The sequence below is a fragment of the Streptomyces sp. NPDC028910 genome (assembly GCF_055564955.1).
In genome coordinates, this window is record NZ_JBVHVF010000029.1 from 86,261 (window position 1) to 97,504 (window position 11,244).

Here is an 11,244-nt window from a genome sequence, read left to right on the forward strand (position 1 = left end):
CGACGCACAGGACGGGCCCGGCCGCGACGCCGGGACGAGGGCCGCCGGAGCCGCCAGAGCCGCCAGAGCAGCGGGCGGAGCCGGTCCGGCCGCCTTCGGTCGAAGTGCGGGGCGGCGGGCCCCCCGGGTCCGGCGAGGGCGCGGCGTCGGGATCGGCGGGGAGGCGGGTCACAGCGTCAGCTCCGAGCGGCGGCGGGGGTTCTGGCGCTCCCGCCAGGCGCCCGCGAGGCCGGCGATCGCCAGCGTCGGGACGATCAGCAGGAGGCCGGGGAAGAGCGTGGGCCACCAGTCGCCGGCGAGCAGCGAGCCGCGGGCGCCCTGTACGAGGTTGCCCAGGCTGGCCTGGTGGGCCGGGAGCCCGAGGCCCAGGAACGACAGGGCGGACTCGTGCCACATCGCGTGCGGGATCATCAGCACCGCGGCGAGGCCCGCCTGCGGGAGGACACCCGGCACCAGGTGCCGTACGGCGACCCGCCACCGCGAGGCGCCGCCCGAGATGGCCGCGTCCACGTAGGGGCGGCGGCGCAGGGACAGGACCTCCGCGCGGACGATGCGGGCCGTCGACAGCCAGTGGGTCACGGCCACGGAGACCACCACCGGCCAGACGCCCGGCCGGAACATCGCCACGACGAAGATGCCCAGGAGCAGGTGCGGGATCGAGGACAGGGTGTCCACCGCCCGCATCACCAGCCGGTCCGTCCAGCCGCCCAGCACGCCCGCGGCCGCGCCCACCGCCGTGCCGACCACGGTGGCGGCCAGCGCGGCCACCAGGCCGACGAACAGGGAGACCCGCAGCCCGTATACGCACCGCAGCAGCAGATCGCGCCCCACGTCGTCCGTGCCGAAGGGATGTTCCCACGAGGGCGGTTGGAGCTTTGCCGACAAGTCGACCGCCTGCTGGTCCAGTGGGGCCAGCGGCGGGACGACCAGCACCGCCAGCACGATCACCGCCATCACCACGGCCGACGTGCGGACCCGCAGGGTGCGCGTGGAGCGCCGGGCGCGCCCGTACGAGCGCCACGTCACCTCAGCCATCGAAGCCCACCCGCGGGTCGGCGAGCCCGTACAGCAGGTCGGACAGCAGGTTCCCGGCCAGTACCGCCGCGGTGGCCAGCACCGTCAGGGCCGCCAGCAGCGGGAAGTCCACCGCCGTGGCCGCCTGTACGGTCGCCGCCGCGATGCCCGGCCAGCTGAAGACGCTCTCCACCAGCAGTGCGCCGGTGATGAGCTCCGGTACCCGGGAGCCGATCAGCGTCAGCATCGGCAGCATGCCGGAGCGCAGCCCGTGCCCGAGCAGGACCCTGCGCTCCGCCAGACCCCGCGCGCGGGCCCCGCGTACGGGGTCCTCCGCCAGCGCGTCGGCCACGCCCTGGCGGACGTACAGGAAGAACCACGGCAGTTGGGAGGCGCCCAGCACCAGCGCCGGGAGGACCAGGTGCGAGGCGACCTGTCCGAAGGTGACCGCGTCGCTGCCCGCGTCCGTCAGGCCGCCCGAGGGCAGTGCCCCGAGCCGCACGGAGAAGAACCACATGGCCAGCAGGCCCAGCCAGAAGGCCGGGGCGGCCTCCAGGGTGTAGGCGAGCGAGGACACGAGCCGGTCCAGCGGGCCGCCCGGCCGGCGCGCGGCCAGCACCCCGAGCAGCGTGCCCGCCAGCACCGCGACCGCGAAGGCGCAGGCGGCGAGCAGGGCGGACCAGCCCACCCGCTCGGCGATCACGTCGGCGACGGGCTGGCGCATGACGGAGGAGTTCCCGAGGTCGCCGGTGAGCGCCGAGGCGAGCCAGTCCCACCAGCGCGCGACCAGCGGCTGGTCCACACCGAGGTTGATCCGCAGCTGGTCCAGCTCGGCTTGGGAAGCGGTGAGTCCGGCGGCGCCGGCGTAGGCCTTGACGGGGTCGAAGGGGGACAGCGCGGCGATGGCGAAGACGCCGAAGGTGACGGCGAGCAGGACCGGGGCGGCGAAGAGGGTCCGCCGCCCCGCCATGCGCGCCATCCTCCCCCAGGGCAGGCGGGCGGAGCGGGTGGTCACGTGGTCCGGCTCACTTCTGCTTCGGCTTCCAGGTCTCGACGTTCCACCACGGGCCGGAGCCGAGGCCGTGGTCGTGGGGCTCGATCTGGGTGCCGAGCCCCTCCCACGTGTCGTTCACGACGTAGAGGTGGTCGATGTGGGTGAGGAAGACGTAGCCCGGGTTCTTCACGAGCGCGCGCTGCACGGTGTCGTACGCGGCCTTGCGCGCCGCCGGGTCACCGCTCCTGCGTCCCTGCGCGAGGGCGGCGTCCACGGCCGGATCGTCGTACCAGGCCATGTTGTTGAAGCCGTCGCCGGCGAGCGAGGAGGTCAGCAGCTGGTACTGGTCGAAGTCCGGGTCGGCCGGGGAGCCGCCGCCCGCGAGGACGGCCTCGGTCTTCATCCGGGGCTCGATGACCTCCCAGGTGCCGGCCTCGGCCTTGACCTCGATACCGGCCTTCTTGGCGTCGGAGGCGAAGGCGAGCGCGTGGTCCTGGCGGATCTTGTCGCCGGAGGTGTACCAGAGGGGGAAGGATGCGCGGACCCCGTCCTTGACGCGGATGCCGTCCTCGCCCGCCTTCCAGCCGGCGTCGTCGAGGATCCTCTTCGCCCCGTCGAGGTCGTGACGGCGCTCCGTGCCGGCCGTGAACCACGGGCTGTCGGTCGGCACCGGGCCGTAGGCGGGCTTGCCCGCGCCCTCCAGCAGCTTGTCGACCATGGTCCGCCGGTCCACGGCGATGTCCAGCGCCTGCCGGACCGCCAGGTCACCGGTGACCTTGTGGTGCGTCGGGAGGGTCACGTTGCGGTAGTCGAAGGTCTTGGCCGCGTGGATCCGGCGCCCCCTGTCCTTGTCGAAGGCCTCGGCCAGGTTCGGCGGCAGGACGGCCCCGTCCAGCTCGCCGGAGCGCAGCCGGGTGGCGCGTACGTCGTCGTCCTTGATGACGGCCATGGTGAACTTCTTCACCGCGGGCTCGCCGCCCCAGTAGCCGGGGTTGGCCTTGAAGCTGAGCTTCTCGCCCTTGGACCAGCCGACGAGCACGTACGGGCCGGTGCCGACGGGCCGGGTGGTGAAGTCACCGCTGTTGACGTCCTGCCGGCCCGCGATGTGCTCGGGGGCGATCGGCAGCACGGTCCGCTCGGCGAAGGGCGCGTAGGGGTACTTCAGCGTGAAGACGACGGTGTCCTCGCCCCGTGCCTCGACGCCCTCGATCGCGTCCAGTTCGGTCTTGGAGGCGTTGTTCGTCCTCGGGTCGAGGATCGTCCTGTAGGTGAAGACGACGTCCTTGGCGGAGAAAGGCGCTCCGTCGCTGAACTTCACGCCCCGGCGCAGCTTGTACGCGTACGTGCGCCCGTCCGCGGAGACCTCCGGCAGGGCCTCGGCCAGGGCGGGCTTCAGCTTCATGTCCGCGTCGTGCGTGAGCAGCCCGTCGAAGATCTTGGAGTTGCCATCCTTGCCGTAGCCCAGCAGCGGGCTGAGGCTTTCGGGCTCGGTCGCGATGCCGACCACGACCGCGTCCGCGTCCGCGCCTGCCGCGCCCGGCGCGCCCGGTTCGGAGCAGGCCGCCATGCCCGTGATGAGTGCGGCGGCCAGGGTCGCCCTGGCCACTCCCCGTACTGTCCGGGCCGTCATGCGCTGCACATCCCTGTTCACGATCATCCGCTATTGCAAAGAGCTCGCAATAATGCCAGACGCGATCAGAAGACGACGAACCGGGTCACATGGAAGGCCCCGAGCCGCAGGGGTCTTGCGGGCCCCCATCCGCCGTGTCATATATGTCTAGACCTTTACCGGAGCGGCGGAAGGCACCCCGTGCGACGCAGCGCCCCCACGCTCGCCCTCTGCCTGGCCCTGACGGCCTTCACGGGACTCACGGCACTCGCAGGCCTCACCGCGTGCACCGTGCCCGACACCGAGCCCCCGCCCGCCCCCACCGGACTCACCGCGCAGGCCGGCAGCGCCACCACCGTGCACGTCATGTGGGAAGCCGCGGCCGGCCGGGACGGGGTGAGCGGCTATCAGGTCTTCGAAGGCGGCCGCCTGATCCGCGAACTCCCCGCCGAGAAGACCATGGTGGACATCACGGGCCTCGCCCCGCAGACCGGCTACGCCTTCACGGTCCGGGCCGAGGACGCCGCCGGGAACCTCTCCGTACCAGGCCCCTCCGCCCGGGTGACCACCCCGGCGGCCAAGGCCGAGGACCACCGGGCCCCGACCGCTCCGGCCGCCACCACCGGTCGCGCGACCGGGCCGCGGGCCGCCTGGGTGTCCTGGACGGCGGCGACGGACGACACGGGCGTGACCGCGTACGACGTCTACCAGGGCGGCGTCCGGATCCACACCGCCGGCCCCGGCGAGAGCGGCACCGCGCTGAGCGGCCTGCGGCCGGACACCGTCTACACCTTCACCGTCCGGGCCCGGGACGGGGCGGACAACTCCTCGCCCGACGGCCCGGCGGTGGACGTGACGACCCCGCCCGCCTCTGGCGAGGGGCCGGGCACCGCCCCCGCCGCGTTCACCGCGGCCGCCTCCCCCGGCACGGTCACGCTCACCTGGACCGCGCCGGACACCGGCCGCGAGACCACCGAGTACGAGCTGTACGTCAACGGACGGCCCACGACCGTCATCCAGTTCGGTGCGGGTGCGGTGCCCAGCGGCCGGGTGGAACACCGGCTCACGGTGGCCGAGCCGACCGGTACGGTGTGGGCCGTGAAGCTGCGGGCCAGGCTGCCCGACGGCAACTGGGGCGCCTTCTCCGCGGAGCGGCGGATCACCCTCGTCGCCTGAAAGCGGCCACCGATCCGGCCCGAACGGCACGGTCGGATAAGAAGATCACGCACAATACATCCGTGTTCGGTGCGTACTCGTTCCATGACGGTCAGGCAGATTCCGCGGACGGCGATCCCCCGCCGCACTCCGGCGACGCGCGGGGAAACCTGCCGCCGGATCCGGCGAGCTTCGTCGGCCGCGAGCGCGAACTGCGTCTCATACATGACCTGTTGGGCGAGCGGAGGCTGATCACCCTCACCGGGGTGGGCGGTGTCGGCAAGTCCCGGCTCGCCCTGCGGGCCGTAGCCGACGCCCGCCAGGAGCGGCCCGACGGCATCTGGTGGGTGGAGCTGTCGCCGCTGCGCGACCCCGGCCTGCTCACCGCGACCGTCTCCCACGCCGTCGGCCTCGCCGACCACGGCCCGCGCCCCCTCGACGAGGAGTTGTGCGCGTGGATGGCCGACAAACGCCTCCTCCTGGTCCTGGACACCTGCGAGCACCTGGTGGCCGGCTGCCGCCATCTGGTCGGTGAACTCCTCCAGTCCGCCCCCGGGTTGACCGTCCTGGTCACTTCCCGGGAGCCGCTCGGCTGTGCGACCGAAGAGGTCGTCGAGGTCCGCCCGCTGCCCTGCGAGGGGCCCGGCAGTGACGCCCTCGCCCTGTTCCGCGCCCGCGCCCTCGCCGCGACCCCGCAGGCCGCGGCCGCCTTCGCGGACCCCGGCCGGGCCGCGGTCGCGGCCGAGGTCTGCCGGCGTCTGGACGGCATCCCGCTCGCGCTGGAACTCGCGGGCGCCCGGCTGCGCTCATGGACGCTGGAACAGATCGCCGAGCGGATCGGCGAGCGCTTCGAGGTGCTGTCGGACGTCCGGGCGGCCCTGCCGCCCCGGCACCGGACGATGCGCACCACGATCGGCTGGAGCCACGAGCTCTGCGAGCCGCTGGAGCGGCTGCTGTGGGCCCGGCTCTCGGTCTTCACCGGTGACTTCGACCTCGCCGCGGCCCGCGCCGTATGCGCCGGCGGTCCGCTGCCCGCCGCCCGGGTGGAGCGCGTACTGGCGGGCCTGGCCGCCAAGTCGGTGGTCCTGCGCGCCGATGAAGAACGGGGTGCCGGGACCCGCTACCGGATGCTGGACACGATCCGCGAGTACGGGCACGACTGGCTGGCGGAGCTGGGCGAGGTGCGGCTCGTCGCCGACCGGCACGCCCACTGGTACGCGGCGCTCGCCCGGGCCGCCGACCGGGGCTGGCTGGGCCCGGGGCAGGTGGACTGGTACCGCAGGATCACCGCCGAGCACGCGCAGCTGCGTACGGCCCTGGAGCATCTGCTCGCGGCCGACCCGACGGCGGCGCTGGAGACGGCCGGGGCGCTGTGGTTCTACTGGTTCGCGTGCGGGCACGGGCACGAGGGCCGGGGCTTCCTGGAACGGGCGCTGCGGGCCGCTCCGGTCACGGGCGCCGCCTACAACCAGGCCCTGTGGGCCCTCGGGCTGACCGCGCTGCTCCAGGGCGACATGGACGCGGCCCGGCAGCTCGGCGAGCGGTGCGCGCGGGACGCGGCCCGGCTCGCGGATCCCGAGCGGGAGCTGCGCGCGGCGTATCTGCGGGCGGTATCGGTCCTGATGCCCGGCGACCCCGTACGGGCCCTCGACCTGGCCGGTCCACGGGCCCGGGCGGGCCACGACGGGCGGACCGGCGCCCCGGGCCGGCTCCTGTGCCAGCTGGCCACCAGTTACGCCCTGTGCGACCTGGGGCGCTTCGGCGAGGCCACCGCGGAGGCGCGGGCCCTGCGGCACAAGTGCGCGGAACTCGGCGAGCGCTGGCTGCGGGCGTACGCGGACTACGTCCTCGCGGTGGCCGCGCTGGGCGTGGGCGAACACGCGGAGGCCGCCCGGCACGCCCGCGCCATGCTGTCCGGGAAACGGCTGCTCGGTGACCGCTTCGGCATCGCGCTGGGCCTGGACCTGCTGGCCGCTGCGGTGGCCGGGCTGGGCGACGGGGAACTGGCGGCGCGCCTGCTGGGCACCGGGCACGCCTGGTGGCGCACGGTGGGCCGGCCGCAGATGGGCTCGCCCTCGCTGACGGCCCTGCGGGACCAGGGCGAGCGGCAGGCCCGGGCGGCGATCGGCGACGCCGCGTACGAGACGGCGTTCCGGGGCGGCGCGGCGGAGTCCACCGGCTGAGCACCGCGACGCCGGTGGACTACGTACTGGATGACCGCGCGGGGGGCTCCCGTCAGTACGGGAGGGGTCTGCCCGACGGTGTGCGCAGGTCCAGGTCTCGGGGGGCGGGCTTGGGGACGGGCTTGCGGATCAGCTGCTGGCGCATGCTGTCTCCTCGCTCAGACCAGGGCCGGGCGGCGTGGTTCCACCGTGCGGCGGTCGGGGAGCAGTTCACCGGTGTCGTCGAAGATGACGACTCCGTTGCAGAGCAGGCTCCAGCCCTGTTCGGGGTGGGAGGCCACAATGCGGGCGGCGTCGTGGTCGGCGCTGTCGGCGGTAGGGCAGGGGGGCTGGTGGGAGCACATGGCGCACCTCCTCGCAAAGTGGGGCGGGAGGGCCGGTGGTCACCCGGTCGAACCGCGATCCACGGTGGCGGTGAGTATTACTGATCGCCACCCCCCGACGGAACCCATATTCGCCGTCCAGTTCAGGGTGTGTATGCCCGATTACCATGCGCTCATGCCCGCTATCCGGATCGTTCACCGTACGTCCCTCGCGCCGGCCGAGGCATGGCTGCGGCTCACGGACTGGGAGCGGCACGGCGCACGGGTCCCGCTCACCCGGACGATCATCGGGACGGCGCCGCCGACGCACGTCGGAACGACCTTCACGGCGCGCACCGGAGTGGCCGGGATCACATTCGACGACCCCATGGAGGTGGTCGTCTGGCGGCCTCCCGCGCAGGGATCGCCGGGGCTGGTCCGGCTGGAGAAGCGCGGCCGGACGGTGACGGGCTGGGCGGAGATCGAGATCCGCCCCCTCGCCGCCGGCGGCGCGGAGATCCACTGGCGTGAGGACCTGCGCCTGCGCGGCCTCCCCCGCGCCCTGGACCCGGTGGTCGCGGCGGCCGGCCGGTTCCTCTTCGGCCGGGCCGTCGCCCGGCTGCTGCACGCCTGAGGGCGCGGGCCAGGGGGGTGTCCGGCGGATCAGGCCCACCGGGGCGCCGCGAACCCGGCATGATCGGCGCGACATCCCCTCGCTAGTGCTGTGGCCGGGAAGGTTTGCCGGGTCGCGGCGTCCGGTGCGGTGGATCGCAAGGCGGAGGACCGCGGCTCGTACTGGACGTACTTGCGCGGTCCGACAACGCCGCGAGGTGCCGTGCCGGGCGCCGTGACCCGGTGAACCTTTCCGGTCACAGCACTAGGGTGCCGTGATCACCGAGCCGTTGATCACTACGCGACTGAGGAGATCTCCGTGGCCACTCCGCCACCGCCGCAGCAGGGCGCCGGCCCGTACGGCCCCTACAGCCCCAACAGCCCCTACGGCCCGCAGCAGGGCGGCCCCGCCGGAGCGGCGCCCGCCGGACCGCAGCCGTACGGCGCGCATGGCGCGTACGGCGCGTACGGCGCGCACCCGCAGCCGGGCCGGTACGGCTGCCGCCTGTGCGGGGCCTGGCCCGCCGCGCCCGCGACCGTGCGCGGACACCAGGGCATGATCGTGCTGATGCGCTTCCTGAGCCGGAGCGGGCCGTTCTGCCGCGACTGCGGGCTCGCCACCTACCGCCGCATGTCCTCGGACACGCTGTGGCAGGGCTGGTGGGGTCCCCTGTCCGCCTTCATCGCGCCCGTGACCCTGCTCATGAACCTCGGCCCGCGGGCCGCCTTCCGCCGGCTCGCTGCCCCGGCCGGCGGCTTCCGGCCGGCGCTCGACCCGGGCAAGCCGCTGTGGCGCCGGGTCCCCGCGCTGCTCTTCCTCGTACCGGTACTGCTCGTCCTCCTCGCGATACCCACGCTCATCGTGACCGGCCTGGTGGTCGGTGACGAGCAGCTGGCCGTGGGCCAGTGCGTACGCAACGCGGGCAGCTGGACGGACCAGGATCTTCGGGTCGAGCCGTGCGACTCGCCCCGGGCCCGGTACAAGGTGACCGTGCTGCTGGACACACCCGGCGCGCACTGCGCCCCGCTCGACCACCTCGCCGACCCGAAGTACGGCCCCGACGAGTTCACCAGCGCCTGCCTCACACCACTGCGCTGAGACGCGGGGTGCGGGGGCGTACCCCGCACCCCGCACCCCGCACCCCGCACCCCGCACCCCGCACCCCGGCCGAGGCTCAGCGCCTGGCTAGCGGATCGGCATTCCCGAGATCGTGCGGGCGATCACCAGCCGCTGGATCTCGCTGGTCCCCTCGAAGATCGTGTAGATGGCGCTGTCCCGGTGCATGCGCTCCACCGGGTACTCACGGGTGAAGCCGTTGCCGCCGAGGATCTGGACCGCCTGGGCGGTGACCTTCTTGGCCACCTCGCTCGCGAAGAGCTTGGACATCGAGCCCTCCGCCGAGTCGAACGGCCGGCCCGCGACCGCCATCCAGGAGGCCCGCCACACCAGCAGCCGGGCCGCGTCGATCTGCGTCCGCATGTCGGCGAGCTGGAAGGCCACCCCCTGGTTGTCGATGATCGGACGGCCGAACTGCGTGCGGGTCTTGGCGTAGTCGAGGGCCACCTCGTACGCCGCGCGCGCGGTGCCCACGGCCATCGCGCCGACCGCCGGGCGGGAGGCCTCGAAGGTGGCCATGGCCGCGTTCTTGACCCGCTCTCCCCCGCCGCTGCGGGCGCGCTCGCGGGCCCGCGCGAGGCGCTCGTCCAGCTTCTCCTTGCCGCCGAGCAGGCAGGAGCCGGGGATCCGTACGTCCTCCAGCACCACCTCGGCGGTGTGCGAGGCGCGGATGCCGTGCTTCTTGAACTTCTGACCCTGCGACAGCCCCGGGGTGTTCGGCGGCACGATGAAGGAGGCGTGCCCCTTCGTGCCGAGCTCCGGGTCGACGACGGCCACGACGATGTGGACGTTGGCGATGCCGCCGTTGGTCGCCCAGGTCTTGGTGCCGCTCAGCACCCACTCGTCCTTGGCCTGGTCGTAGACCGCGCGGGTGCGCATCGAGCCGACGTCGGAACCGGCGTCCGGCTCGGAGGAACAGAAGGCGGCCACCTTCACGTCGTTCTGGTCCCCGTACATCTGCGGGATCCAGGTGCCTATCTGTTCCTCGGTGCCGTTGGCGACGACGCCGATGGCCGCGAGGCCGGTGCCGACGATGGACAGCGCGATGCCCGCGTCGCCCCAGAAGAGCTCCTCCATCGCCATCGGGATGCCGAGGCCCGTCGGGTCGAAGAACTGCTGGGCGTAGAAGTCCAGCGAGTAGATGCCGACCTTGGCGGCCTCCTGGATGACGGGCCAGGGAGTCTCTTCGCGCTCGTCCCATTCCGCGGCGGCGGGGCGCATCACATCGGCGGCGAAGCCGTGGATCCAGTCCCGTACCTGCTTCTGGTCGTCGTTCAGCTCCATGGTGAACTCCGCCATGTCCCCTCCACCTGTCTGTGCTCGTCCCTGCGCATGTTACTAGCGGTAACAGACGCGAAGGCCACAGTCTGTTACCGGCGAGTAAGCACTGTCAAGCACGGTCAAGCACCGGCGATAGGGGCGACGGCGTGTGCCGGGTGTTACGTTGCGTGGGCGTCAGGACATCGCAAGGGCGGGGAGAGAAACACGTCATGGACACCACTCAGCAGGCCGGCGAACCGGGAGCGGCCGAGCGCCGCCGGCGGGAGCTGCTCGAAGCCGCCGACCGGGTCGTGCTCAGGGACGGCCCCAAGGCCTCCATGAACTCCATCGCGGCGGAGGCCGGCATCACCAAGCCCATCCTCTACCGGCACTTCGGGGACAAGGCGGGCCTGTACCAGGCTCTCGCCGTCCGGCATACCGACGCCCTCCTCGACTCGCTGCGGGCGGCGCTCGACGCCCCCGCCGAGCGGCGCAGCCGGGTGGAGGCGACCCTCGACACCTATCTCGCCGCCATCGAGGCCCGCCCGCAGGTCTACCGCTTTCTCATGCACCCGGCCGAGGACTCCCACACCGCCGAACGCGGCTTCGACGTCGGCCTGCACTCGGCCCCGCTGCTGCGGCGGCTCGGCGAGGAACTGGCCGAGGTCATCGGCGAGCGGGTGGACCTGGGCCCCGGGGGCGAGCGGCTGGCCCGGGTCTGGGGCCACGGCATCGTCGGCATGATGCACGCGGCCGGTGACTGGTGGCTGGGTGAACGCCCCTGCGAACGCGCGGAACTCGTCGCCGGCCTCACCGACCTCCTCTGGGGCCGCCTCTCCACCGCGGGCAACCGCGTAAACGGCCCGGGCTTCTGACCCGCCTCAGCCTCGCCGGGGGGGGGGGGGGGGGGGGGGGGGGGGGGGGGGGGGGGGGGAGAGGGGGAGGGAGGGGGGGGGGGGGGGGGGGGGGGGGGGGGGGGGGGGGGGGGGGGGGGGGGG

General features: G+C 73.5%; 10 protein-coding genes. 5 read left to right on the plus strand and 5 right to left on the minus strand.

Annotated features, from left to right (window positions below):
- Positions 1–168 precede the first annotated feature (168 nt).
- The 3 genes from ACZ4TV_RS28230 to ACZ4TV_RS28240 are packed head-to-tail and all read right to left on the minus strand — an operon-like array spanning position 169 to position 3,638.
- Positions 169–1,035 (minus strand): ABC transporter permease, encoded by an 867-nt coding sequence (locus ACZ4TV_RS28230; protein ID WP_468137849.1) that lies wholly within the window; start codon positions 1,033–1,035, stop codon positions 169–171.
- A complete protein-coding gene (locus ACZ4TV_RS28235) occupies positions 1,028–1,993 on the minus strand; it encodes an ABC transporter permease (protein WP_468137862.1) in 966 nt (321 codons plus the stop codon). The genes ACZ4TV_RS28230 and ACZ4TV_RS28235 overlap by 8 nt, the downstream gene beginning before the upstream one ends.
- A 46-nt stretch (positions 1,994–2,039) precedes the next feature.
- A complete protein-coding gene (locus ACZ4TV_RS28240; protein WP_468137850.1) occupies positions 2,040–3,638 on the minus strand; it encodes an ABC transporter substrate-binding protein in 1,599 nt (532 codons plus the stop codon).
- Between the two features lie 180 nt (positions 3,639–3,818).
- Between ACZ4TV_RS28240 and ACZ4TV_RS28245 the strand changes: the two genes are divergently transcribed.
- The gene (locus tag ACZ4TV_RS28245; RefSeq protein ID WP_468137851.1) at positions 3,819–4,793 is read left to right on the plus strand and encodes a fibronectin type III domain-containing protein; all 975 of its coding nucleotides are present in this window, start codon (positions 3,819–3,821) and stop codon (positions 4,791–4,793) included.
- A 62-nt stretch (positions 4,794–4,855) separates the two neighbouring features.
- Positions 4,856–6,955, plus strand: coding sequence for an ATP-binding protein (locus ACZ4TV_RS28250; RefSeq protein ID WP_468137852.1), 2,100 nt, complete (start codon positions 4,856–4,858; stop codon positions 6,953–6,955).
- Between the two features lie 158 nt (positions 6,956–7,113).
- On the opposite strand, the gene ACZ4TV_RS28255 is transcribed toward ACZ4TV_RS28250, so the two are convergent.
- Positions 7,114–7,299: a DUF5999 family protein gene (locus tag ACZ4TV_RS28255; RefSeq protein ID WP_468137853.1), complete on the minus strand. Its 186-nt coding sequence runs from the start codon at positions 7,297–7,299 to the stop codon at positions 7,114–7,116.
- A 154-nt stretch (positions 7,300–7,453) separates the two neighbouring features.
- On the opposite strand from ACZ4TV_RS28255, the gene ACZ4TV_RS28260 reads away from it, so the two are divergent.
- Positions 7,454–7,891 (plus strand): SRPBCC family protein, encoded by a 438-nt coding sequence (locus ACZ4TV_RS28260; protein WP_468137854.1) that lies wholly within the window; start codon positions 7,454–7,456, stop codon positions 7,889–7,891.
- A gap of 297 nt (positions 7,892–8,188) precedes the next feature.
- Positions 8,189–8,968 carry an LppU/SCO3897 family protein gene (locus ACZ4TV_RS28265; RefSeq protein WP_468137855.1) on the plus strand — a complete coding sequence of 260 codons (780 nt, stop codon included), beginning with the start codon at positions 8,189–8,191 and terminating at the stop codon, positions 8,966–8,968.
- Positions 8,969–9,055: 87 nt separating this feature from the next.
- On the opposite strand, the gene ACZ4TV_RS28270 is transcribed toward ACZ4TV_RS28265, so the two are convergent.
- Positions 9,056–10,285 (minus strand): acyl-CoA dehydrogenase family protein, encoded by a 1,230-nt coding sequence (locus tag ACZ4TV_RS28270; RefSeq protein ID WP_468137856.1) that lies wholly within the window; start codon positions 10,283–10,285, stop codon positions 9,056–9,058.
- Positions 10,286–10,476: 191 nt separating this feature from the next.
- On the opposite strand from ACZ4TV_RS28270, the gene ACZ4TV_RS28275 reads away from it, so the two are divergent.
- Complete coding sequence (locus ACZ4TV_RS28275) at positions 10,477–11,121, plus strand: TetR/AcrR family transcriptional regulator (RefSeq protein WP_468137857.1); 645 nt, start codon at positions 10,477–10,479, stop codon at positions 11,119–11,121.
- Positions 11,122–11,244: the final 123 nt, after the last annotated feature.

Coding starts and splice junctions, on each gene's coding strand:
- ACZ4TV_RS28270 (WP_468137856.1), bottom strand. CDS start 10,285: ATGGCGGAGTTCACCATGGAGCTGAACGACGACCAGAAGCAGGTACGG.
- ACZ4TV_RS28235 (WP_468137862.1), bottom strand. CDS start 1,993: ATGGCGCGCATGGCGGGGCGGCGGACCCTCTTCGCCGCCCCGGTCCTG.
- ACZ4TV_RS28275 (WP_468137857.1), top strand. CDS start 10,477: ATGGACACCACTCAGCAGGCCGGCGAACCGGGAGCGGCCGAGCGCCGC.
- ACZ4TV_RS28260 (WP_468137854.1), top strand. CDS start 7,454: ATGCCCGCTATCCGGATCGTTCACCGTACGTCCCTCGCGCCGGCCGAG.
- ACZ4TV_RS28240 (WP_468137850.1), bottom strand. CDS start 3,638: ATGACGGCCCGGACAGTACGGGGAGTGGCCAGGGCGACCCTGGCCGCC.
- ACZ4TV_RS28230 (WP_468137849.1), bottom strand. CDS start 1,035: ATGGCTGAGGTGACGTGGCGCTCGTACGGGCGCGCCCGGCGCTCCACG.
- ACZ4TV_RS28255 (WP_468137853.1), bottom strand. CDS start 7,299: ATGTGCTCCCACCAGCCCCCCTGCCCTACCGCCGACAGCGCCGACCAC.